The 23,140-nt window shown below is 59.8% G+C and carries 19 protein-coding genes and 1 riboswitch; of the genes, 4 read left to right on the top strand and 15 right to left on the bottom strand.

The annotated features are described in order from the left end of the window. Positions 1–5: 5 nt before the first annotated feature. The 9 genes from NE623_RS00165 to purE form a co-directional block, all read right to left on the bottom strand. Positions 6–3,692, bottom strand: coding sequence for a phosphoribosylformylglycinamidine synthase (locus tag NE623_RS00165; protein ID WP_256271202.1), 3,687 nt, complete (start codon positions 3,690–3,692; stop codon positions 6–8). 39 nt (positions 3,693–3,731) lie between these two features. Continuing rightward, a complete protein-coding gene (purD, locus tag NE623_RS00170; RefSeq protein WP_256271201.1) occupies positions 3,732–5,015 on the bottom strand; it encodes a phosphoribosylamine--glycine ligase in 1,284 nt (427 codons plus the stop codon). A gap of 68 nt (positions 5,016–5,083) precedes the next feature. Beyond that, positions 5,084–6,265: a phosphoribosylaminoimidazolecarboxamide formyltransferase gene (locus NE623_RS00175; protein ID WP_256271200.1), complete on the bottom strand. Its 1,182-nt coding sequence runs from the start codon at positions 6,263–6,265 to the stop codon at positions 5,084–5,086. 1 nt (position 6,266) lies between these two features. After that, complete coding sequence (locus NE623_RS00180; protein WP_256271199.1) at positions 6,267–6,998, bottom strand: IMP cyclohydrolase; 732 nt, start codon at positions 6,996–6,998, stop codon at positions 6,267–6,269. Positions 6,999–7,001: 3 nt separating this feature from the next. Then, positions 7,002–7,595, bottom strand: a complete 594-nt coding sequence (purN, locus tag NE623_RS00185; protein ID WP_256271198.1) for a phosphoribosylglycinamide formyltransferase — start codon at positions 7,593–7,595, stop codon at positions 7,002–7,004. After that, positions 7,592–8,632, bottom strand: coding sequence for a phosphoribosylformylglycinamidine cyclo-ligase (purM, locus tag NE623_RS00190; protein ID WP_256271197.1), 1,041 nt, complete (start codon positions 8,630–8,632; stop codon positions 7,592–7,594). The genes purN and purM overlap by 4 nt, the downstream gene beginning before the upstream one ends. A 48-nt stretch (positions 8,633–8,680) precedes the next feature. Continuing rightward, a complete protein-coding gene (purF, locus tag NE623_RS00195; protein WP_256271196.1) occupies positions 8,681–10,153 on the bottom strand; it encodes an amidophosphoribosyltransferase in 1,473 nt (490 codons plus the stop codon). A 68-nt stretch (positions 10,154–10,221) separates the two neighbouring features. Then, on the bottom strand, positions 10,222–10,935 hold the full coding sequence (purC, locus tag NE623_RS00200) for a phosphoribosylaminoimidazolesuccinocarboxamide synthase (protein ID WP_256271195.1): 714 nt from the start codon (positions 10,933–10,935) through the stop codon (positions 10,222–10,224). Between the two features lie 50 nt (positions 10,936–10,985). Next, positions 10,986–11,483: a 5-(carboxyamino)imidazole ribonucleotide mutase gene (purE, locus tag NE623_RS00205; protein WP_256271194.1), complete on the bottom strand. Its 498-nt coding sequence runs from the start codon at positions 11,481–11,483 to the stop codon at positions 10,986–10,988. Between the two features lie 405 nt (positions 11,484–11,888). Between purE and NE623_RS00210 the strand changes: the two genes are divergently transcribed. Further along, on the top strand, positions 11,889–12,380 hold the full coding sequence (locus NE623_RS00210; protein WP_256271193.1) for a transporter: 492 nt from the start codon (positions 11,889–11,891) through the stop codon (positions 12,378–12,380). Between the two features lie 22 nt (positions 12,381–12,402). Continuing rightward, positions 12,403–13,758: a GH1 family beta-glucosidase gene (locus NE623_RS00215; RefSeq protein ID WP_256271192.1), complete on the top strand. Its 1,356-nt coding sequence runs from the start codon at positions 12,403–12,405 to the stop codon at positions 13,756–13,758. Between the two features lie 205 nt (positions 13,759–13,963). Here the strand turns inward: NE623_RS00215 and NE623_RS00220 are convergent, their stop codons facing one another. From NE623_RS00220 to NE623_RS00245, 6 genes are all read right to left on the bottom strand, one after another. Beyond that, entirely contained in the window at positions 13,964–15,625 is a 1,662-nt protein-coding gene (locus NE623_RS00220) for a formate--tetrahydrofolate ligase (protein ID WP_305146072.1), read from the bottom strand. Positions 15,626–15,678: 53 nt separating this feature from the next. Further along, a riboswitch (ZMP/ZTP riboswitch) is annotated at positions 15,679–15,771 on the bottom strand. A 48-nt stretch (positions 15,772–15,819) separates the two neighbouring features. After that, positions 15,820–17,328 (bottom strand): hypothetical protein, encoded by a 1,509-nt coding sequence (locus tag NE623_RS00225; protein ID WP_256271191.1) that lies wholly within the window; start codon positions 17,326–17,328, stop codon positions 15,820–15,822. 16 nt (positions 17,329–17,344) lie between these two features. Next, on the bottom strand, positions 17,345–17,884 hold the full coding sequence (locus tag NE623_RS00230; protein WP_256271190.1) for a sigma-70 family RNA polymerase sigma factor: 540 nt from the start codon (positions 17,882–17,884) through the stop codon (positions 17,345–17,347). Between the two features lie 148 nt (positions 17,885–18,032). Then, positions 18,033–18,821, bottom strand: coding sequence for a glycosyltransferase family 2 protein (locus NE623_RS00235; protein ID WP_256271189.1), 789 nt, complete (start codon positions 18,819–18,821; stop codon positions 18,033–18,035). A 2-nt stretch (positions 18,822–18,823) separates the two neighbouring features. Then, on the bottom strand, positions 18,824–19,753 hold the full coding sequence (metA, locus tag NE623_RS00240; protein ID WP_256271188.1) for a homoserine O-acetyltransferase MetA: 930 nt from the start codon (positions 19,751–19,753) through the stop codon (positions 18,824–18,826). A gap of 107 nt (positions 19,754–19,860) precedes the next feature. Next, positions 19,861–21,075, bottom strand: a complete 1,215-nt coding sequence (locus tag NE623_RS00245) for a trigger factor (RefSeq protein ID WP_256271187.1) — start codon at positions 21,073–21,075, stop codon at positions 19,861–19,863. 352 nt (positions 21,076–21,427) lie between these two features. Between NE623_RS00245 and NE623_RS00250 the strand changes: the two genes are divergently transcribed. Both NE623_RS00250 and NE623_RS00255 read left to right on the top strand, forming a co-directional pair. After that, positions 21,428–21,646, top strand: coding sequence for a DUF896 domain-containing protein (locus NE623_RS00250; protein ID WP_256271186.1), 219 nt, complete (start codon positions 21,428–21,430; stop codon positions 21,644–21,646). Between the two features lie 138 nt (positions 21,647–21,784). Then, positions 21,785–23,077: an adenylosuccinate synthase gene (locus NE623_RS00255; RefSeq protein ID WP_256271185.1), complete on the top strand. Its 1,293-nt coding sequence runs from the start codon at positions 21,785–21,787 to the stop codon at positions 23,075–23,077. Positions 23,078–23,140: the final 63 nt, after the last annotated feature.

The following is a 23,140-nucleotide window of genomic DNA, read 5'->3' on the forward strand; positions in this document are numbered from 1 at the left end:
CTTTCTTACAGCTTGAAGTAGTTTACGCCGCCCTCAAAAATCGGCTGGTACTTGTCGCCGGTGACGTTCTTGTACAGCAACTCGCCGCTGCGCTCGCTGTGGCCCATCTTGCCAAAGACACGGCCGTCCGGGCTGGTAATGCCCTCAATGGCCAGCACAGAGCCGTTGGGATTGTAGCGCAGGTCCATCGTCGGGCGGCAGGTCAGATCCACATACTGGGTGGCAATCTGGCCGTTGTCGATAAGCTGGTTCAGCAGCTGCTCATTGCAGACAAAGCGGCCCTCGCCATGGCTGATGGCAATCAGGTGCTCATCGTTGATGTCGCACTTGCTCAGCCACGGGCTCTTGTTGCTGGCCACGCGGGTGCGCACCAGCATGGACTGATGGCGGTGAATCGTGTTGAAGGTCAGCGTCGGGTCATTCTCGGTGATGGGGCGGATTTCGCCGTAGGGGACAAGGCCCAGCTTAATCAGCGCCTGGAAGCCGTTGCAGATGCCCAGTGCCAGACCGTCGCGCTGGTTCAGCAGGCGGTTGACAGCATCAGCCACAGCAGGATTGCGGAAGAAGGCTGCAATGAACTTGGCGGAGCCGTCCGGCTCGTCACCGCCGGAGAAGCCGCCCGGCAGCATCAGAATCTGTGCCTCGTCCAGCTCCTTCACCAGCGCCTCGCAGCTCTCGGCCACATCGGCGGGGGTCAGGTTCTTCAGCACCAGAATATGGGGGTCACCACCGGCACGGCGGAAGGCGCGGGCCGTATCATACTCGCAGTTCGTGCCGGGGAAAACAGGGATAATCACGCGCGGCGTGGCAAGGCGCACAGCGGGGGCTACGCGCTTGTTGGCGGGACAGTCATGCTCCAGCGCGGGCACAAATTCGCCGGGCTTGCGGTAGGGGAACACCGGTTCCAGCTTGGCCTCCCACAGCTCCTGTAGGCGGGCCAGGTCGATGTGCTTGCCCTCGGCCTCCAGCGTGTAATCCACGGTGGTGAAGCCGAGGAACTCACCGGCAGAGGGGTCAAGCAGCTCCAGAATGACCGCACCGTAGGCGGGCTTGAAAAGGCTGTCGAGGTCGATATCGTTGGACAGCTGCAGGCCGACATGGTTGCCGACACACATCTTGAAGAGGGCCTCGGCCACACCGCCGTAGCCGGGGGTGGCGGCGGCCAGCACCTTGCCTTCGTCAATCATCTGCTCAACGGCCTTGTAAATGGCAATCAGGCTGCCGACCTCGGGCAGACCGTTCTTGCAGTTGGGGCGCAGAATGACAACCGAGCTGTTGGCCTTCTTGAACTCGGGGCTCTGCACGTCATGCGTGTTGCCGACTGCGGTGGCAAAGCTGACCAGTGTCGGGGGCACGTCCAGCCCCTCAAAGCTGCCGGACATGGAGTCCTTGCCGCCGATGGACGCAATGCCCAGACCCATCTGTGCATCCAGCGCACCCAGCAGGGCAGCCAGCGGCTTGCCCCAGCGCTCGGGCTTATCATTCATGTGCTCAAAATATTCCTGGAAGGTCAGGTACATATCCTTGTGGTGGAAGCCTGCGCAGACCAGCTTGGTCACGCTCTCGACCACAGCCAGATAAGCGCCGCGGTAGGGGTCGGCCTCGGTCAGATAGGGGTTGAAGCCCCACGCCATACCGCTGCAGGTGGTGGTCTCGCCGTCCACAGGCAGCTTGGCGGCCATGGCCATGGTCGGGGTCAGCTGGTACTTGCCGCCGTAGGGCATCAGCACGGTGGCCGCGCCGATGGTGGAGTCAAAGCGCTCGCCCAGACCCTTCTGGCTGCAGACGTTCAGGTCAGAGACCATGGACGCCATTTTTTCCTCAAAGGTGTTGCCGGCAAAGTGCGGTTGCCAGCTGTGGCCGGCCAGAATATGGGCGCTGGCGTGGCGCTCGGCACCGTTGGAGTTCAGAAACTCGCGGGAGAGGTCAACAATCGTCTTGCCGTTCCAGACCTCGCGCATACGCTTTTCCTCGGTCACGGTGGCAACAATCGTAGCTTCGAGGTTTTCTTCGGCAGCATACTGCATAAAGGTCTCGGCATCCTCGGCAGCAACGGCCACGGCCATACGCTCCTGGCTCTCGGAGATGGCCAGCTCGGTGCCGTCCAGACCCTCGTACTTGCGGGTAACCTTGTTCAAATCGATGTGCAGGCCGTCGGCCAGCTCGCCGATGGCCACGGAAACACCGCCCGCGCCGAAGTCATTGCAGCGCTTGATCAGGCGGCAGGCGTCCTCGCGGCGGAAGAGACGCTGCAGCTTGCGCTCGATGGGCGCGTTGCCTTTCTGCACCTCGGCACCGCAGGTTTCCAGACTGGTCAGCTTGTGTGCCTTGGAGGAGCCGGTGGCACCGCCGACGCCGTCACGGCCGGTGCGGCCGCCCAGCAGAATGACCACATCGCCGGGAGCGGGTTCCTCGCGGCGGACGTGGCTGGCGGGGGTTGCACCCACAACGGCACCGATTTCCATCCGCTTGGCGGCGTAGCCGGGGTGGTAGAGCTCGGCTACCTGACCGGTGGCAAGGCCAATCTGGTTGCCGTAGCTGGAATAGCCCGCGGCTGCGGTGGTGACCAGCTTGCGCTGAGGCAGCTTGCCGGGCATCGTCTCGGAGACAGGCTTCAGCGGGTCAGCCGCGCCAGTCACGCGCATGGCCTGATAGACATAGCTGCGACCGGAAAGCGGGTCACGGATGGCACCGCCGATACAGGTGGCAGCACCACCGAAGGGCTCAATCTCGGTGGGGTGGTTGTGGGTCTCGTTCTTGAACAGGAACAGCCAGTCCTGCTGCTCACCATCCACATCGCACTTGATTTTGACCGTGCAGGCGTTGATTTCCTCGCTCTCGTCAAGGTTCTGCAGAATACCACGCTGCTTGAGGGCTTTGGCACCGATGGTAGCGCAGTCCATCAGGGTGCGGTTCTTCTGGTCGCGGCCGGTCTCGGCACGCAGGGCCATATAGCGGTCAAAGGCGGCCTGCACCACAGCATCATCAATCTTGACATCGTCAAGAATCGTGCCAAAGGTGGTGTGGCGGCAGTGGTCAGACCAGTAGGTGTCAATCAGGCGGATTTCCGTGATGGTCGGGTCGCGGTGCTCGGACTTGAAGTAATTCTGGCAGAACACGATGTCGGCGTGGTCCATTGCCAGACCCTTCTCGGTGCGGAAGGTCTCCAGCGCGTCCTCGTCCAGCGCAGTGAAGCCGGTCAGCGTCTCAACCTCGGTGGGGATGGCAAACTCCATCTTCAAGGTGTTGCGCTCGTCCAGGCTGGCCTCGCGGGCCTCGACCGGGTTGATGACATACTTCTTGATGGCGGCAAGGTCGTCCTCGGTCAGCGCACCCTGCAGCAGGTAGACGCGGGCGGAGCGCACGGCGGGGCGCTCGCCCTGGCTCAGCAGCTGGATGCACTCGCTGGCGGAGTCGGCGCGCTGGTCAAACTGGCCGGGCAGATACTCGACCGCAAAAACATTCTCGGCCTCGGGCAGCTTGTCATAGGTCACATCGACCGGCGGCTCACTGAAAACGGTGGGCACAGCCTGCTGGAACAGCACGTTGTCGATGCCCTCCACGTCATAGCGGTTCAGCAGACGCAAGCCGGTCAGGCTCTTGATGCCAACCAGATCGACCAGCTCATGCAGCAGGCCCTGCGCTTCGCCGTCGAAGCCGGGCTTTTTCTCAACATAAATGCGATATACCATTGTATTTCCTCCTGAGAGTTGAATTTGCAGGAAGTGGGTTCAGCGCATCGCCGCCAGCGCACGTGCGCCGATGTCGCTGCGCTTGTGCAGCTTGTCAAAGTGGATACCCTCCGTTGCGGCGTAGGCTTTTTTCAGAGCCTCGGGCAGGGTGTTGGCCGTGGCGGTCACGCCCAGCACGCGGCCGCCGTTGGTGACAAGCGTACCATTTTGAAGGGCTGTACCTGAATGATACACCGTCACGCCCTTCGCGTCAAGTTGACCGGCGGTAAGACCGGTAATCTCCTTGCCCTTTTCGTAGGCAACCGGGTAGCCGCCGCTGGCCAGAATCACGCAGGCGGCAGCGCCGTCGCGGAACTTGACCTCGGTTTCGGCCAGTGTGCCGTTGGTGGTGGCCTCCATCACGGTCAGCAGGTCGCTTTCCAGCAGGGGCAGCACCACCTGTGTCTCGGGGTCGCCAAAGCGGCAGTTGTACTCAATAACCTTGGGGCCGTCGGGGGTCAGCATCAGGCCGAAATAGAGGCAACCTTTGAAGGGGCAGCCTTCGGCCTGCATGGCCGCAACGGTGGGCAGGAAAATCTCCTTCATGCAGCGCTCGGCAATTTCCGGCGTGTAGTAGGGGTTCGGGGCCACCGTGCCCATGCCGCCGGTGTTCAGGCCCTCATCGTGGTCCAGCGCACGCTTGTGGTCCATGCTGGACACCATCGGCTTGACGGTCTTGCCGTCACAGAAGGAAAGCACGCTGACCTCGGGACCGGTCAGAAACTCCTCCACAACCACATGGTTGCCGGAGGCACCGAACTTTTTGTCCAGCATAATCTCCTTGACGCCGTCGGCAGCCTCCTGCTCATTCTGGCAAATCAGCACGCCCTTGCCCAGCGCCAGACCGTCCGCCTTGATGACGACCGGGTATTTGCCCTCGGCACGGATGTAGTCCATGACCTTCTCGGGGTTGTCAAAGGTTTCATACTTGGCGGTGGGGATACCGTATTTCTTCATCAAATCCTTGCTGAACACCTTGCTGGCCTCAATGCGGGCCGCGGCCTTGTCGGGGCCGAAGGCCGGAATACCGACGGCGGCCAACGCGTCCACCATGCCCAGCGCCAGCGGGTCATCCTGTGCGACTACCGCGTAGTCAAAGGCTTCTTCCTTGGCAAACTTGACCATGGCGTCCACATCGGTGGCCGGGATGGCCTTGCAGTGTGCATCATAGCTGATGCCGCCGTTGCCGGGCGCGCACCAGATTTCGGTGCAGCGGGGGCTCTTTTTCAGTGCGCGGATGATGGCGTGCTCACGCCCGCCGCCGCCAACAACCAGAATTTTCATAGGGGAAACCTCCTGTAAAACACCAACAGCCCGCGGCGGAAAAAACGCCGCAGGCGCGATGAAAAATATCAGTGATGGAACAGCCGGATGCCGCAGAACGCCATGGCAATGTTATATTTGTTGCAGGTGTCAATGACCTGCCCATCGCGGATGGAGCCGCCCGGCTGCACGATGGCCGTCACGCCGCTGCGGCGTGCACGCTCAATGTTGTCGCCGAAGGGGAAGAAGGCATCGCTGCCCAGAGAAACGCCGGTCACGGCGTCCAGCCACGCGCGCTTTTCCGCAGCGGTCAGCGGGGCGGGCTGCTCGGTAAAGGTCTCGGCCCAGACATCATCGCCAATCACGTCCTCCGGCGTGTCGCCGATATAGACGTCAATCGCGTTGTCGCGGTTGGGCTTGGCCACATCGTCACGGAAGGGCAGGGCCAGAACCTTTGGCATATGGCGCAACTGCCAGTTGTCGGCCTTCTGACCGGCCAGGCGGGTGCAGTGTACGCGGCTCTGCTGGCCTGCGCCCACGCCGATGGTCTGGCCGTCCTGCACGTAGCAGACGCTGTTGGACTGGGTGTATTTCAGCACGATCAGGCTGATAATCAGATCGCGGCGCTGCTCGTCACTGATGAACTTGTTCTCGGTCACAATGTTCTGCAGCATCGTCTCGTTGGAAATGGCCAAATCCTGGCGGCCCTGCTCAAAGGTCACGCCAAAGACCGTGCGGGTTTCCAGCGGCTGCGGCTCGTAGCTGGGGTCAATCTGCACAATGGCGTAGTTGCCCTTTTTCTTTCCCTTCAGCACCTCAAGTGCGTCGGCATCATAGCCGGGGGCAATGATGCCGTCTGATACCTCGTGCTGGATGAGCTTGGCGGTGGACAAATCGCAGACATCGGAAAGTGCAATCCAGTCGCCGAAGCTGGACATACGGTCCGCACCGCGGGCGCGGGCATAGGCGCAGGCCAGCGGGGAGAGCTCGGTCTCCGGCGCAATGTGGTACATGGCGCGCAGGGTATCGTCCAGCGGCAGGCCGATGGCGGCACCGGCAGGGGAGACGTGCTTGAAGCTGGCGGCGGCGGGCTGGCCCAGCGCCTTCTTCAGGTCGCGCACAAGCTGCCAGGAGTTGAAGGCATCCAGAAAGTTGATGTAGCCCGGGCGGCCGTTCAGAATCTGTACCGGCAGGTCACTGCCATCGGCCATATAGATGCGGGCGGGCTTCTGGTTGGGGTTTGTGCCGTATTTCAGTTGAAATTCGTTCATATTAACCCTCCACAGCGGTGTATTTGTTCAGAATAATGTCCTCATAGGCGCCGGTCTCCAGCTCAATGCTACGGACAAACAGGCTGACCTTGTTGTCAGCGTTCAAGTTCTTCCACAGCTTTTTGGCAAAGGCGTCGGCATCGTTGGTGTCAATGGCCACGCGCAGCGGCTCCCCGGCAAAGCTGGGAATCGGCGCGCCGTTCTTGACGTAGGTGCTGATGAAATGTCCCTCGCCGGCCATGGGCTGGGGGTAATCGAAGGTCTGGCGCTGCACGCTGTCGGCGCGGCCCTCGTTGGATTTGACGATGGACAGCTTGTAGCCGCCGCGGCGCATATCCATCACGCCGGAGATGCGCGGTGTGAAGTTGGGGGCGTCATCCTCAAAGGTGCGGGTGGCAAGGGCGGCTTCAAAGCTGTAGCCGGGGAAAAGGTTGCCGTTCATAAACTGGGCAATCGTGTCGGTCTGGTCGCCGTTGGTCACCACGGTGGTCTCGCGCAGGGTCAGCACCGCATTGTAGATAATCAGATGCGGGTCCTCCAGCTTGGCAGGGTCGGCGGCTACCGTGCGGATGCCGCCCTCGATGGGCTCAAACACGCGGTTGCGGCTGTTGGCGCTGCGGCCCATAATCCAGTAGGCCACAAACGCCTTCTGGCCATCAGGGCTTTGCCCCAGCACAATGCCGCGGCCCGGGTATTCATTCCCGGCCAGATATTTGTACAGATTCTTTTTCATTGTTTATACCTCGTCACTGCACACCATCGCCAGTGCCTTGGGCAGCAGCTGCCACTCGGCCTCGACCATGACGCGCTTCTGCAATGTCTCGGGGGTGTCACCGGGCTGAACAGCCACGGCCTTCTGCAGCAGAATCGGCCCGCCGTCACATTCCTCGTTCACAAGGTGGACGGTTGCGCCGGTCAGCTTTACGCCGCGGGCCAGCGCTGCCTCATGTACGCGCAGGCCATAGTAGCCCGGGCCGCAGAAACTGGGAATCAAACTGGGGTGGACGTTCAGAATTTTGTTGCGGTAGGCCGCAATGACCTTCTCGCCCAGCACGCTCAAAAAGCCTGCCAGCACCACCACGTCAATCTGGTGGCTTTGCAGCACCTCCAGCAGCGCGGTGTCAAAGGCGGCGCTGTCAGCATAGTCCTTACGGCTGACAACCGCGCTCTCCACGCCGAAATTGGCGGCGCGCTCGAGCGCATACACGCCGGGTTTGCTGGCAACCACCAGCACGATTTTCCCGTTCGGGTTTTCGCCGCGGCGCTCACTTTCCAGCAGGGCCTGCAGGTTGGTGCCGCCGCCCGATACCAGTACCGCTACACGCTTCATACCAGCTCGACCCCGTCACCCTCAACGATGGTGCCCAGACGGTAGGCGTCCTCGCCGTGGGCCTTCAGAATCGCAATGGCCTTGTCCGCATCCTCGGGGGCAACGGTCAGCACCATGCCAACGCCCATATTGAAGGTGTTGAACATATCGTGCTCGGAAATGCCGCCCTCGCGCTGCATCACGTCAAACAGGGCAGGGGTGCGCACATCGGCCTTGGCAATGCGGGCTGCACAGCCCTTCTTCAGGCTGCGGGGAATGTTCTCATAGAAGCCACCGCCAGTGATGTGGGACACGCCCTTGACGGTCAGCTCGTCCATAACGGCCAGCACCGGCTTGACGTAAATCTTCGTGGGGGCCAGCAGGGCCTCGCCCAAAGGCTTGTCCATGCCGTCAAAGGTTTTCTGCAATACCTCGGGGTGGTTGTCGATGTCAAAAATCTTGCGAACCAGCGAGAAGCCATTGGAGTGCACGCCGGTGGAGGGCAGGGCGATGATGACATCGCCCGTCTGCATCGTGGAGTTGTCCAGAATCTTGGCCTTGTCCACAACGCCGACGGTGAAGCCCGCCAGATCGTACTCATCCTCGGGCATCATACCGGGATGCTCGGCGGTTTCGCCGCCCACAAGGGAACAGCCCGCCTGCACGCAGCCCTCGGCCACGCCCTTGACGATCTCGGCAATCTTTTCCGGGATGTTCTTGCCGCAGGCAATGTAGTCAAGGAAAACCAGCGGCTTTGCGCCCGCGCAGATAACATCATTGACGCACATGGCCACGCAGTCGATGCCGATGGTATCGTGCTTGTCCAGCAGCATGGCAATGCGCAGCTTGGTGCCGACGCCGTCCGTGCCGGAAATCAGAACCGGGTGCTCCATGCCGGAGCAGTCCAGCTCAAACAGGCCGCCGAAGCCGCCCAGACCGCCGATGCAATTCTCGGTCATGGTGCGGGCCACATACTGCTTCATCAGCTCAACCGAGCGATACCCGGCGGTAATATCCACGCCTGCGGCGGCGTAGCTGGCAGAATAGCTTTTTTCCATAATAGAATCTCCCTTGCGAATCCGTTCGTATTTGTGGGGATGAAATTTTTACAGCTTTTTGTTCGGGTTTGACACGCTCAGCGGCTTGTCGTAGACAATGTCCATCGTCTCGGTGGGCGGGTTGACCGGGTATTCGCCGGTGAAGCAGCCTGTGCAGAAGCCGCACTTGCTGTGGATGGCCAGCTGCTGCACGTGCTCAATGCTCAGGTAGCCCAGACTGTCGGAGCCGACCAGCTTGTTGATTTCCTCCACCGTGTGGCCGGTGGCAATCAGGTCCTTCTCATCGGGAATGTCAGTGCCAAAATAGCAGGGGTGGGCAAACGGCGGTGCGCTGATGCGGTAATGCACCTCGGCGGCACCGGCCTCGCGCAGCAGGCGGATGGTGCGGGCGCTGGTCGTGCCGCGGACGATGGAATCATCCACCAGCACAACGCGCTTGCCCTTGACTGTGGACGAAATAGCGTTCAGCTTGATGCGCACGCTGCTCTCACGCTGGGCCTGCGAGCCCTGAATGAAGGTGCGGCCGACATATTTGTTCTTGATAAAGCCCACGCCGTAGGGAATACCGCTTTCCTGCGCGTAGCCCAAGGCGGCGTCAAGGCCGGAATCCGGCGCGCCGATGACCACATCGGCGTCTACAGGATGCTCCTGCGCAAGGAAGCGCCCGGCCTGCAGGCGGGCCTCATGCACGCAGGTGCCCTCAATGACGGAATCGGGGCGGGCAAAGTAGATGTACTCAAACACGCACATCGTGTGCGGGGCCGTGCCGCAGTGGTCCTCCATTGTGCGCAGGCCGTTGTGGTCGGCAATCACGATTTCGCCGGGCTTCACGTCGCGGACGAATTTTGCACCCACGGCGTCCAGCGCGCAGCTCTCGCTGGCAAAGGCCCAGCCGTTGCCGTTGGGCAGCTCACCGATGCACAGCGGGCGGAAGCCGTTGGGGTCACGCGCCGCAATGAGCTTGGTGTGGGTCATAATGACCAGAGAGTACGCGCCCTCGATGTCATCCATCGTGCGGCTGACGGCCATCTCAATGTTGGGGGTCAGCAGGCGGTTCTGGGTCAGGAGATAGGCAATGACCTCGGTATCGGAGGTGCCGTGGAAGATGGAACCACTCATCTCCAGCTTGCGGCGCAGCTTGGGCGCGTTGACCAGATTGCCGTTGTGGCAGACGGCCATGGCACCCTTGCAGTGGTGCAGAACCATCGGCTGCGCGTTGGAACGGCTGCGCTGCCCGGCGGTGGCATACCGCACGTGGCCGGTAGCCATCTTGGCACCGTGGGGCAAATCTTCCAACACGCGCTTGGTAAAGACCTCGCTGACAAGACCCAGATCGCGGTAGCCGGACAGTACGCCGTCCACGTTTAGGGCAATGCCGCAGCTCTCCTGCCCGCGGTGCTGCAGCGCGTACAGGGCGCTGTAGACGGCGCTGACCATATCGGTCTCGCCGGTTTTATCATACATACCGAACACGCCGCACTCCTCGTGCAGGCCCGCGGCATATTGGGAAAATTCGTTCATGTTTTGCTCCATTTATCGGAAAGTAGAAAGCCGCAGCGGCAAAAGCCGAGCTCTGTCTGCGGAAAAAATCAGCCCAGCAGGCGCTTCATGACCTCCTGATAGGCGTCAGCCTCGCCGCCCATATTACGGCGGAACAGGTCCTTGTCAAGATGTGCGCCGGTGGTGGCATCCCAGAAGCGGCAGGTGTCGGGGCTGATTTCGTCAGCCAGAATGATGGTGCCGTCCGGCAGGCGGCCGAACTCGAGCTTGAAGTCTACCAGACGGATGTTGGCGTCCAGCATAATCTTTTTCAGCACCTCGTTGACCTTGAAGGCATACTTGGCGATGGTGTCCAGCTCCTCCTGCGTGGCCAGCTCCAGGGCCAGGGCATAGTAGTGGTTGATGAACGGATCGTGCAGGTCGTCATTCTTGTAGCTGTACTCCAGAATGGGGGTCTTGAAAACCTTGCCCTCGGGCACGCCCATGCGCAGGCTGAAATGACCGGCGGCCACGTTGCGGATGATGACCTCCAGCGGCACAATCTCGACCTTCTTGACGAAGGTGTCGCGGTCATTGACCTCCTGCACGTAGTGGGTGGGGATGCCCTCCTTCTCGAGCTTCTGCATCAGAGCGTTGGACAGCTTGTTGTTGACAATGCCCTTGTCGCGGATGGTGCCCTTCTTCTCGCCGTCACCGGCCGTGGCATCGTCCTTGTAGTGCACCATAACGATTTCGGGGTCATTGGTGGCAAAAACCTGCTTTGCCTTGCCTTCGTACAGCTGCTCTTTGACTTCGTAATTCATGATAAACGCTCCTTATTTTTAATATACGGTGTGTGGTTGACGTGTAAATATTACAGGGCCGCGGCCTCGGCGGCGATGGCGGCATCCTTTTTGGCAATGGCGGCGGCGGTGTCTGCGCGGAAGGCATCCAGCTTGGCTGCCAACGCGTCATCGGCCACGGCCAGAATCGCCACGGCCAGATAGGCGGCGTTCTTGGCACCGTTCAGCGCCACGGTGGCCACCGGAAAGCCGCTGGGCATCTGTACGGTGGCCAGCAGGGCATCCAGACCGTCCATGGCGCCGCCCTTCATTGGGATACCCACCACGGGCAGGGTGGTGTTGGCGGCAAAGGCACCGGCCAGGTGCGCTGCCATGCCCGCGGCGCAGAGAATCACGCCGTAGCCTTCGGCGCGGGCGGATTTGGCAAAGGCTGCGGCAGCCTCCGGCGTGCGGTGGGCCGAGAGAATGTGCGCCTCATACGGCACGCCGAAATCCTTCAGCACTGTGCAGGCGGACTTGACCACCGGCCAGTCACTGTCGGAGCCCATGATAATCGCAACTTTTTTCAATGTGGTAAACCTCCCTTACAAAAGCGAAACAGCGCAGTGCCCCATTAGGTTACACTGCGCTGTGGTTTTACTGTGAAAAGGGTATGACGGTACAGAACACCCATGTGAATCCAAAGACGCTGCATTGCGTTTGCCACACTAGATCCCCCTTTATAGAAAAGTAAGATGTGTCCTGTAAAACCAGTGTAAACTGTGGGGCGAAAAATTGCAAGTGGGCGGCGGACATTTCAGCCAAAAAACGGCACGGCCGGAGTTTTTACCGTCGCTTTTTGTCGTATTTGATGGGGTTTTGAGGGGAGTTGTCATACTTTAAACCGGTCTGTAAAATTATGCTGGTACAGCGGTGTGAAATGTGGTATGATAAAGGCAATTCTACAACTATCATATACTTAAAGGAGCAGCCCTATGAATGAGCCCAGACGCCGCCTGACGAACCACGCCCTGCACGGCAGGGAAGAATGGTTCAAGCGTGTTTTCCGTGACCAGATTGCCGAAGCCGCGGGCATCCTGGAGGTGGTGCTGTCCGCTATTGTGCTGATAGCCCTGCTGATGAGCGTCATCCCGCTGCTGAAGCTGATGCCCGGCCTGCTCACCGACGCCGACAGTATGGAGGTACACACCTTTTTAGAGCGTGCGCTGGACATCGTCATCGGCATTGAGTTTATCAAGATGCTGGCCAAGCACAGCCCCGGCAGCGTGCTGGAGGTGCTATTGTATGCCATCGCCCGCCATATGATTGTCGGTCACGAGGACGCCGTGCAGAACCTTGTCAGCGTGGGCGCGATTGCGCTGATTTTCATTATCCGCAAGTATTTCTTTGTTCCGTCCTTCGGCCACAAGCTGCCCGGCGGGCAGCCTGCGCCCGATATTACAGAGCAAACAGAAAAAGAGGAATAAACCAAGGCAGGAGGTCTTGTGTATGTCATTTCCGGAAAATTTCGTCTGGGGTGCGGCCACAGCGTCCTATCAGATTGAGGGCGGCGTCTCAGAGGGCGGCCGCGGCGTTTCCATCTGGGATACCTTTTCCCACACGCCGGGCCGCATTGTGAACGGTGACACCGGCGACGTTGCCTGCGACAGCTACCACCGCTGGGCGGAGGACGTCGAGCTGCTCAAGGCCATGCACCTGAAGGCTTACCGTTTCTCGATTGCCTGGCCGCGCATTATCCCGGGCGGCACCGGCCCGGTGAACGCCGAGGGCCTTGCGTGGTACAGCCGCTTTGTCGATGTGCTGCTGGCTGCAGGCATTGAGCCGTATGTCACGCTCTATCACTGGGATTTGCCGCAGGCTTTGCAGGATAAGGGCGGCTGGCTCAATGCGGATACCGCCAAGGCCTTTGCCGAATATGCCCGCGTGGTGGCAGAACACTTCCGTGGCCGCGTCACACACTATTTCACGCTGAATGAGCCGCAGTGCAGCGTCGGCCTCGGCTATGCCACCGGCGCACACGCGCCCGGCTATAAGCTCGATGACGGCGCGGTTTTCTGCGCATGGCACAATACAATTTACGCGCATTGTCTGGCCGCGGACGCCATCCGCAAGGCAGACCTGGCGGCGCTGGTGGGCATTGCCCCCACGGGCCGCATCTGCACGCCTGCCACCGACAGCCCCGCCGATATCGCCGCCGCCCGGCAGGCCATGTTTGACCTGGAGGACGGCAACTGGACCTTCACCTACAGCCCGGCGCTGGATCCGATTGTGCTGGGCAAGTGGCCGCAAATCAAGGGCGGGCAGGCACAGCGCGTCATTGACGCCATCCCGCAGGAGCAGCTGGACGCCCTGCCGCTGGGGCGGTTGGACTTTATCGGCATGAACATCTACAACTCCATCGCGGTGCGTGCCAGAGCCGACGGCAAGCCGGAATTCTGCCCCCGTGCCGCCGGTCATCCGCGCACGGCCATCGGCTGGCCCATCACCCCCGAAGCCATGGAGTGGGGCCCGCGGTTCCTCCATGAGCGGTACGGCCTGCCCATCTTTATCACGGAGAACGGCCTTTCCTGCACCGACCGCATCCACCTGGACGGCAAGGTGCACGACCCGGAGCGCATCGACTTTATCCACCGCTACCTGCTTGCCCTGCGGCAGGGGATAGAGGCCGGGGCCGATGTGCAGGGTTACTTCCACTGGTCGCTGCTGGATAACTTTGAGTGGAGCGAGGGATACAACGAGCGGTTTGGCCTGGTGTATGTAGACTACCCCACCGGCACCCGCACCCCCAAGGACAGCGCGGCATGGTACACCCACGTTGTGGACACCAACGGCGAGGCGCTGTAAGGCAAGCCGCAAGAGGGCGGCAACGCAAGGCTTCTCCCTCATCAGTCACCTTCGGTGACAGCTTCCCCCGAAGGGGAAGCCAATGCCCCCACCGGGGGAAGGTGAGGACAGACCCTGTCCCATATCCCGCTCCCATCTCGCTACTTTACAAGCAATCTACGAGAAAAGCTCCGCATGCTGTGCGGAGCTTTTCTATACGTATCTATCAGAACAGGCCGGTGATCTTGCCGTTCACGTCCACGTCAATATCCATGGCGGCGGGGTGTTTGGGCAGGCCGGGCATCGTCATGATGCTGCCGCAGACGACGACCACAAAGCCCGCACCGGCGGAGAGCCGCACCTCGCGGACGTTGAGGGGGAAGCCCTCCGGTGCGCCGGTCAGCTTGGCGTTGTCGCTGAAGGAATACTGCGTCTTGGCAATGCAGACCGGCAGGCCGCCGTAGCCCAGGGCGGTCAGCTCGTCCAGTGTCTTTTTGGCGGCGGCACTGTAGCTGACACTGCCTGCACGGTAGATTTTCTTCGCTACAGCATCAATCTTGTCGGTGAGCGGCGCGTCCAGTTCATAGGTGTATTTTACCTGGGCGGTATCGTCCAGAATCGACAGCACGGTTTCGGCCAGGGCCTTGCCGCCCTCGCCGCCCTTGGCAAAAACCTCGCTCAGGGCACAGGGCACACCGGCCTTGGCGCAGACCTCATGGATAACGGCCATTTCCTCGTCCGTGTCGGTGGGGAAGGCGTTGATGGCCACACAGACCGGCACGCCGAAGCCCTGCAGGTTCTCAATGTGGCGGGCCAGGTTCACACTGCCCTTGCGCACGGCCTCGGCGTTGGGTTTGCTCAAGTCGGGCTTGGCAACGCCGCCGTGGGATTTCAGCGCACGGACGGTAGCAACCAGCACCACAGCGGCGGGGTGCAGCCCGGCATAGCGGCACTTGATGTCGAGAAACTTCTCCGCGCCCAAATCTGCGCCGAATCCGGCCTCGGTGACAACATAGTCCGCCAGCTTTAGGCTCAGTCGGGTGGCAATGGCACTGTTGCAACCGTGGGCAATGTTGGCAAACGGGCCACCGTGGATGATGGCGGGGTTGTTTTCCAGCGTCTGGACAAGGTTGGGGTCAATGGCGTCCTTCAGCAGGGCGGTCATAGCGCCCGCTGCGCCGATTTGCCCGGCTGTGACCGGCTGGCCGTCGTAGGTGTAGGCGCAGACAATGCGGGACAGGCGCTCCTTCAAATCCTGCAAATCGGTGGCAAGGCAGAAGATGGCCATAATCTCGCTGGCAACGGTAATATCAAAGCCGTCCTCGCGCGGGGTGCCGTTGACCTTGCCGCCCAGACCGTCCACAATGAACCGCAGCTGGCGGTCATTCATATCCATGCAGCGCTTCCATGTGATGCGGCGGGGGTCGATGTTCAGCGGGTTGCCCTGCTGGATGGAGTTATCAATCATAGCCGCCAGCAGATTGTTGGCGGTGCCGATGGCGTGGATGTCGCCGGTAAAGTGGAGGTTGATGTCCTCCATGGGCACGACCTGGGCGTAGCCGCCGCCGGCCGCGCCGCCCTTGATGCCGAACACAGGGCCCAGGGACGGCTCACGCAGGCAGAGCATCGTTTTCTTGCCCAGCGCGTTCATGGCGTCCGCCAGACCCACGCTGGTGGTAGTTTTGCCCTCGCCCGCGGGGGTGGGGCTGATGGCGGTCATCAGAATCAGCTTGCCGTCCGGTTTGTCACTCTTGGCCAGCTTGTGGTTGATTTTTGCCTTGTAGTGGCCGTAGGGGATAACATCCTCACCCTGCAGGCCCAGCTGCGCCGCAATCTCGGTGATGGGCTTCATTTTGGCGGCCTGTGCAATTTCAATATCGCTCAGCATAACGATTCCTCCGTTTTGTAAAATAAAAAGGGCTGCACACACTAAACCTAAGTGTATGCAGCCCAGACGGTCGGCTTAAAGTGCAAGTGTTTTGCCGCATCCCCTGTGGTAAGCCCCACAAAATTCCGTCGGTCAGCGGCCTTGCATAGTGTTACTGTACCACACTACCAACAGGTTTGTCAAGGGCGACTTTTTTATTGCAGCGGCAGCGTGACGGCACGGCTTTCGTCCGCATGGTATCCGCTGCCGAACAGATACCGGAACTCGCTGATTTTCGCCACCTGCGCGGGGTCTGCGGTGTAGTAGTCGATGCGGCAGCTGATGATGCCGGTGGTCGGGTCCACGGTGCTGCTGCGCATGGCATAGGAATTGGTGTTCGTGTCGATATATTCCTCGTCCTGCGGCGTCAGCTCACAGCTCTGCGCATAGCCGTAGGGTACCATCTGCCAGGTCAGTGCCCGCCCCTGCACGGCAAAGTTCTGCAGGGTGTAGCCGCCCGCATCGCTGGTGGCAATTTTCACGCCCTGCTGCATTTCGTCCACGGTCACGGTGCGCTCCTCGTATTCGTACACACCGCTGTGGTACACGGGGGTAAAGGTGATGCTTTGGGCATTTTCGGCCGGCACGGTATAGGCAACAGCACCGCCGGACACGCCGTCGGGGGAGCTGGGCAGCAGTTCCCGCCCCGTATCGTCGGTCAAAATCATTCCGCCGTTGAAGATCACAGGGTTGTCCGCATCCTCACCCCGCAGTTTCTTTTCCTCGTCCTCGCTTACCACACCAAAGGGGTGCGTTTCGGCAAATTTTTCATCCGCCTCGGAATGTTTCACAAGGCTGCCGCTGCCGGTGCCGAAGCACAGGCTGTCCAGCGTGATGGGGTTATCGCTCAGCAGGGCATCGGTAATGCCGAAATCCAACACCGTCGGCGCAACGCGGCGCGCCCCGGCACGCACCTGCTCACCGTTCAGCTCCATTGTGTAGCTAAGCCCCGGTTCTCCCTCTGCAGCGTGGGAATCCAACAAACGCAGCATAACGGTGTCGCCCTGCGGCTCTTCCGGCAGCTGGTAGTGCAGCCACAGCCGGAAGGTATCGTCACCCTGGCGATAGAAATCGCTTTGCATCGTGTAGATTTCCTCACCGCCGTTGATTTGCGCCGCCATCCATGGCGTATTGCTGCTGAGCTGTTCCCATTCGGGGTAGATGCTGTCGGCGTCCAGAAATTTCGACACCACATTCTCACCGCTTACGGTAAAGAAGCAATCCAGCGTGGCGGCGTCCATGGACACCGTGTCCAGCGTGTAGTTGACGCCGTCCAGCGTCTGCGTCTGGCCGATTTCGGTATTGTGGCCTTCCGTATCGGTCTGCTGCCCGCCGTACTCGCCGCGCGGGGCGTCCAGCACATTCTGCACCTGCGCCTGCGATTTGGCATCGATGAAAAACCCGATTTTTCCTTCGGCCAACTCCTTGATATACGGTGCTGCGGCAATTCCTGCCGAAAGCACACAGGTGGCAGCCACGGCAGCGGCCACGCACACGGGTACACGGCGGTGTTTTTTCAGCTTAGGCGGCGTGTAACTGCCCGCCTTCTCTATTTTTTTCATAGCCAAGTCATAGATGCGCTTTTCTTCCTGCTTGCTCAGCGGCACGGTTTTTGTGGGATACTGTTCCAACAGGGAATCAGCGGTTTTTGTATTGTTACGCATAAGTTGCAGCCCCCTCTTAATAGGTATTGCGCAGCGCGGCAAACTGTTTGCGCAGTTTTTTGCGCCCGCGGGAAAGTCGGACATTGACGGTATGTTCCTGCATATTCAGCCTGCGGCCGATTTCGCGGCAGGACTCCCTGTAATAATAGCGGCGGAAAAATATCTCCCTGTCCGGCTCCGGCAGTTCGGTCAGCAGTTGGGCAATCAGTTCTTCCGCCTCGGTGGAACGGCGCTCGGTCATCCAATCCTGCGCCAGTTCGTTGTTCAGCTCACATTCCTGTTGTCGGGGCCGCAGCGCCCGCCAACGGTCGATGGCCGCATTGCGCGCCGTCACACACAGCCAGGCGCGCAGTGGACGGTTTTGCTGCTTAAATTCGGCGGCGTGTTTCCATGCTGCCACCAGAACGTCAGCAGCGCACTCCTCGGCATCCTGCGGGTTGTTGGGCAGAATACGGCAAATGACGGTATGAATCAGCCCGCCGTACTGTGTCAGCAAAAACTGCAACCCCGTTTCTGGCTCTGCCAGCAGGGCATCTATGATTTTGTTATCCTCCATAGCGTTGTGATTCTTCCTTTCTGATTCAAGGCCTTGTACCCACTAAACGGCCACGCGGCAGGAAATGTCACAAGGATTCCAAAAAAAGCTGCAGCCACCCGCAAAAACGGGTGGCTGCACAATTTTCATTTGTTTTGCAATGCTGGTATCAAACCTTGCCCTTGCCGCAGCCCCACTTTTTGAAGTAGCGGCCCATGCTGACAAGCTGCATCTTGAACTTGCCCGCATCGCGCATGGGGGCGCGGTGCCAGGCGTGGATGGCCGAAAACTGCGGCACCAGCCAGACAGTGCCCTTGCGCAGCACCTTCTGGGTCAGGTCGGCATCCTCGACATACATAAAATACGCGGGGTCAAAGCCGCCGATTTCCTTCAGCACATCTGTGCGCACGGCCATAAAGCTGCCGGTGCAGAACTCAATCCGGCGCGGAACCGTCAAATCCTCGTCCTGCATGGTGTAGTGGTCATCAGCCTTCTTGAATATACCGCCAAACTTCGGCGCCAGTTGGCGTGCCAGCAGCAGCCACGGCGTGGGTTTGCGGCGGGGCAGGTGCTGCAGGCGGCCGTCCGGGTAGCACAGCTGGGGGGTGGCCATGGCTGCGCCGTTCTGCGTCAGCAGCCAGTCAGCTAAACCGTCCAGAATATCGCCGGTCAGCAGAATGTCCGGGTTCAGGATAAAATGCACCTCGCTGTCCAGACGCTCCAGCACGGTGTTGTGTCCCTTGCCGAAGCCGATGTTCTCCGCTAACTGTATAACGGTCACGCGGGCATCGCCGAAATCCGTGGCGGCCAGCTTCTGGCCGCAGCCGTCAGGGCTGGCGTTATCCACCACGTACAGCGCAAAATCCGCCGCGGGGGTATAGTGCAGGATGCTGCGCACAGCGGCGCAGACCTCGTCATAATCGCAGTACGCCACAATACAGGCGCTGAGCTTGGGCATAATTACTTCTCCAATGCTTCCAGATGGTTCAGGTCATAGGGGGTGTCCTGATACACGTAATAGTTCAGCCAGTTGGTATACAAAAGGTATCCGTGCGCACGCCAGCGGAACAGCGGGTCGCGGCTGGGGTCATCGTTGGGGTAGTAGTTGCAGGGAATGTTGATGGGCTTGCCGGCCTTCACGTCCCGCTTATACTCTTTGTCCAACGTGTACTTGTCATATTCCGGGTGGCCGATGACAAAAATCTGCCGCCCGGATTCGGTGGAGAGCAGCATCGGCCCGGCAACATCGCTCTCGGCCAGAATCCGCAAATCGGGGCAGGCGTCAATCGCGGCACGGTCCAGCCCGGCCCAGCGGCTGTGCGGGGCGTAGAACACCTCATCAAAGCCGCGCACCAGCGGGTTGGAGGGGCGGGTCACGCGGTGTTCAAACACGCCGAACATCTTCTTGTCCAGATGCACCTTGGGCACGCCGAAGTGGTAGTATAGCCCTGCCAGCGCACCCCAACACAGGTGGATGGTGGAGTAGACATTTTCCTTGGTGTAGTCCATGATGCGGCAGAGCTCGTCCCAGTAGTCCACATCCTCGTAATCCAGGTCCTCAATCGGCGCGCCGGTGATAATCATACCGTCAAAACGCTCGTTCTTGATTTCGTCAAAGGTCTTGTAGAACGCCTTCATATGCTCGGGCGCGGTGTGGGTGGTGCTGTGGGTGGCCGTCTGCAAAAAGGCAATCTGTACCTGCAGCGGGCTGTTGGCCAGCAGGCGGGCCAGCTGGGTCTCGGTCACGATTTTGGTCGGCATCAGGTTTAAAATCAGGATGCGCAGCGGGCGGATGTGCTGGCTCATGGCGCGCTCCTGATGCATGACAAATACGTTTTCATGCTGCAATTCGTCGTAGGCAGGCAGATTCTTGGGGATGATAAGCGGCATAGGGAAAAGCTCCTCACTATAGAATACTTCTATTATAAAGGCTCTTGGCGCAAAAAGCAACAAAAAAGCACTCCCGGCGCAAAACCGGGAGTGCAGGAACACGCAGCTTATTCGTACTTGACGTTGTCGATGAGGTTCTGCATCACATCGCTCTGCAGCACGTTCATCTTGACGTAGTTCTCGCCGTAGGCGGTCACATACTGGCTGGGGTCAGTGGTGCCGTAGTAGCGGCCAAAGTCAGCGTTCATCGTTTCGGTGTCGCACTTGAAGCCCATTTTCTCGGCCACGGCCTGCATCAGCAGGGCCTGCTGGGTGATGGAGCGGATGCTGTCGTGCGCATCCTTGAGGTAGGCGTCCACATTGTCATAGCTGGTGCCCAGCGTGCCGGAGCTCAGCAGGGTGTCCATGGTGGTGCCGTACTTCTGGGCGTAGGTGTAGATGCGGTACAGCAGCACATCGCGGTAGTAGTCCAGCGCAATCTGGGGCAGCTCATCGGTGTAGCTGACCTTGTCATGCAGGGCGGTGTAGACATCGCTGGCCTGATTGTCATAGAGCATCGTGGACTTGACGAAGGCCTTCAGCTCGTCAATGTTGTTCAGGCTCATCGTCTCGCTCAGGTTCTCTTTGACCCAATCGTCAGTCAGCTCGGGGGTGACGGTCTCCTTGATGTAGTTCAGCGTCGTCTCAAAGACGGCCTCCTTGCCGTTGAGGTCCTCGTTGCCGTAATCCTCGGGGAAGGTGACGGTGACATCAAAGGTCTCGCCGGGAGTGTGGCCGACAATCTGCTCCTCAAAATTGTCGATGTAGGTGCCGCTGCCCAGCTTCAGGTCAGCGCCGCCGCCGTTGGTGTTGCCGCCGTCAAAGGCCACGCCGTCAATGCGGCCCACATAGTCGATGTTGACGGTATCGCCATCCGCTGCAGCGCGGTCGGTGACCTGCTCATCGGTGGCAAAGCTGGACAGTACATTCGAGGTGATGTAATTGTCAATGTCCTCGTCGCTGACCTGACCCAAATCGGCGCTGATGGTGATGTCGGCGTAGTCATCGGGCAGATTGACGTAATCGGTGGCGGTCACGCCCTTCAGATAGCCGTTCTCGTCAAAGGCGTCCGAAAAGCTGAAATCGGCCAGATAGGCGTACTCGGCGTCAGCGGCGGATTCCTCGGTGGAAGCGCTCTCGGCGGTGGATTCAGCGGCGGACTCTGCGGTCTCTGCAGTGGAGGCGGCGCTCTCGTCAGCGCTCTTGCCGCAGGCGGCCAGAGCAGCGGTCATGCCGACAGCCAGACCAAGGGCCGTCAGGCGGTGAAGATGATTCAGTTTCATGGGTTTCTCCTGTTTCTTTAGAAATAAGGCAATATCACACAATTCTAAGTGCCGATGCAGCGAGCGAGAAGTGCAAGCTGCTAAGCAAAAAGCGCAGATAATACTGGTATGTATTATCGAGCATTTTTGCAACGCAGATTGTGCTTCGCAGCCGTTGCAGCGGTGCTTAAGCCGTAAGGCGCGAATTGTGCGGTGTTGTCATGATATACTTTCCTATTATACACGCTTTTTTGTAAAAGTAAAATGGAAATAGTGTGAAAAATGTGGTACAATGCAACTAAGGACTACCGCGGCCTGTGCAAGCGGGTGCGCCGGGCCCTGCCAATACTGACAAAAAGGGGACTGCCCATCTATGGAAAAATCCAAAATTGACCGCATCAACGCGCTTGCCAAAAAGGCAAAATCCATCGGCCTGACCGAGCGCGAAACCGCTGAGCGTGACGCGCTGCGCAAGGAGTACCTTGCCGATATGCGTGCCTCCTTCAAGCAGCAGTTGGACGCCACCTACGTGCAGACCGCCGACGGCGCAAAGATACCCTATGCAGAGTATGCAAAACTGAACCGCAAGTAAGCGGAAACTTGTACAAAAAACCTCAAAAATCCTATAGAATTTCCTTGACGGCTATGCTATAATAAAACACGGCAGCGGATCCCGGAGATTCCGGAAAAGGCTGAAATGCCTATTTACTTACAAAAGAGGTAGAAACGTATGCTTACTTCCATTACCGGCATTAACTGGGGCGACGAGGGCAAGGGCCGCATGGTCGACCTGCTCAGCCAGGACTATGACATTGTTGCGCGCTATCAGGGCGGCGACAATGCAGGCCACACCGTCAAGAACGAGCGCGGCAAATTCGTCCTGAACCTGATCCCCTCCGGCATCCTGCGCCCGGACGTCGTCTGCGTCATGGGCGGCGGCATGGTCATTGACCCCGAGCACCTGGAAAAGGAAATCGCTTCGCTGACCGAAAAGGGTGTGGAAATCACCCCCAAGAACCTGAAAATTTCCGACCGCGCAACCATCACCATGCCGTTCCACGTTGCACAGGACGGTCTGGAGGAGGAGCGCCTGTCCAAGACCGGTGCCCAGTTCGGCTCCACCAAGCGCGGCATTGCCTACAGCTACGGCGATAAGTACATGAAGAAAACCCTGCGCATGGGCGACCTTGTCCATATGGATGCCGGCGTCAAGAAGCGTCTGGAGACCATCGTGGAGTCCAAGAACCTGACGATGGTGAACATCTACGGCCAGAAGCCTGTCAGCGTGGAGGAAATGTGGGCCTGGTGCGAGAAGTACTCCAAGCTGTTTGCTCCCTACATCTGCGATGTGGGCGATTATCTGGACAAGGCAGACCGCGAGGGCAAGAAGATTATGTTCGAGGCCCAGCTGGGCGCTCTGCGCGACATTGACTTCGGCATCTATCCCTACACCTCCTCCTCCAACACGGTATCTGCCTATGCGCCCATCGGTGCCGGCATCCCGGGCCATAAGCTGAACCTCTCCATCGGCATTATGAAGGCGTACTCTTCCTGTGTCGGTGAGGGCCCCTTCACCACCGAGCTGGCCATGACCGAGGCCGAGAAGGACGTGCTGCGTGAGCATGGCCATGAGTACGGCGCAGCCACCGGCCGTCCCCGCCGCGTCGGCCCGTTCGACGCTGTGGCAAGCCGCTACGGCGTGCAGTGCCAGGGCTGCGATGAGCTGGCCCTGACCCTGCTGGATGTCCTTGACTATATGGAAGAAGTGCCCATCGTCACTGCCTACAAGCTGACCGACGGCACCACGACCACCCGCTTCCCGATGGGCAAGACGCTGGACGATGCCCAGCCTGTTGTCGAGAAGGTTCCCGGCTGGCACTGCGACATCACCGGCGTGCGCAAGTTCGAGGATCTGCCCCAGGCGGCCCAGAACTACGTCAAGCGTCTGGAGGAGCTGGTCGGCTGCAAGATTAAGTACATCTCTGTCGGCCCCGAGCGCGATGCCTGCATCGTCCGTGACTGACAGGCAACGGACCTGAAATAAACCTAATCCAAAAGGCAGACCTTTACCCGGTCTGCCTTTTTC

Origin of the sequence: Gemmiger formicilis, assembly GCF_024462815.1 — a bacterium.
Taxonomy (GTDB): Bacteria; Bacillota; Clostridia; order Oscillospirales; family Ruminococcaceae; genus Gemmiger.

Excerpts from the sequence above, each read along its gene's own strand:
- NE623_RS00255 (WP_256271185.1), top strand. The coding sequence starts at position 21,785 with ATGCTTACTTCCATTACCGGCATTAACTGGGGCGACGAGGGCAAGGGC.
- NE623_RS00245 (WP_256271187.1), bottom strand. The coding sequence starts at position 21,075 with ATGAAACTGAATCATCTTCACCGCCTGACGGCCCTTGGTCTGGCTGTC.
- NE623_RS00235 (WP_256271189.1), bottom strand. The coding sequence starts at position 18,821 with ATGCCCAAGCTCAGCGCCTGTATTGTGGCGTACTGCGATTATGACGAG.
- NE623_RS00165 (WP_256271202.1), bottom strand. The coding sequence starts at position 3,692 with ATGGTATATCGCATTTATGTTGAGAAAAAGCCCGGCTTCGACGGCGAA.
- NE623_RS00225 (WP_256271191.1), bottom strand. The coding sequence starts at position 17,328 with ATGCGTAACAATACAAAAACCGCTGATTCCCTGTTGGAACAGTATCCC.
- purF (WP_256271196.1), bottom strand. The coding sequence starts at position 10,153 with ATGAACGAATTTTCCCAATATGCCGCGGGCCTGCACGAGGAGTGCGGC.
- purC (WP_256271195.1), bottom strand. The coding sequence starts at position 10,935 with ATGAATTACGAAGTCAAAGAGCAGCTGTACGAAGGCAAGGCAAAGCAG.
- purM (WP_256271197.1), bottom strand. The coding sequence starts at position 8,632 with ATGGAAAAAAGCTATTCTGCCAGCTACGCCGCCGCAGGCGTGGATATT.
- NE623_RS00175 (WP_256271200.1), bottom strand. The coding sequence starts at position 6,265 with ATGAACGAATTTCAACTGAAATACGGCACAAACCCCAACCAGAAGCCC.
- NE623_RS00250 (WP_256271186.1), top strand. The coding sequence starts at position 21,428 with ATGGAAAAATCCAAAATTGACCGCATCAACGCGCTTGCCAAAAAGGCA.
- NE623_RS00210 (WP_256271193.1), top strand. The coding sequence starts at position 11,889 with ATGAATGAGCCCAGACGCCGCCTGACGAACCACGCCCTGCACGGCAGG.
- NE623_RS00215 (WP_256271192.1), top strand. The coding sequence starts at position 12,403 with ATGTCATTTCCGGAAAATTTCGTCTGGGGTGCGGCCACAGCGTCCTAT.
- NE623_RS00220 (WP_305146072.1), bottom strand. The coding sequence starts at position 15,625 with ATGCTGAGCGATATTGAAATTGCACAGGCCGCCAAAATGAAGCCCATC.
- NE623_RS00180 (WP_256271199.1), bottom strand. The coding sequence starts at position 6,998 with ATGAAAAAGAATCTGTACAAATATCTGGCCGGGAATGAATACCCGGGC.
- NE623_RS00230 (WP_256271190.1), bottom strand. The coding sequence starts at position 17,884 with ATGGAGGATAACAAAATCATAGATGCCCTGCTGGCAGAGCCAGAAACG.
- metA (WP_256271188.1), bottom strand. The coding sequence starts at position 19,753 with ATGCCGCTTATCATCCCCAAGAATCTGCCTGCCTACGACGAATTGCAG.
- purD (WP_256271201.1), bottom strand. The coding sequence starts at position 5,015 with ATGAAAATTCTGGTTGTTGGCGGCGGCGGGCGTGAGCACGCCATCATC.
- purN (WP_256271198.1), bottom strand. The coding sequence starts at position 7,595 with ATGAAGCGTGTAGCGGTACTGGTATCGGGCGGCGGCACCAACCTGCAG.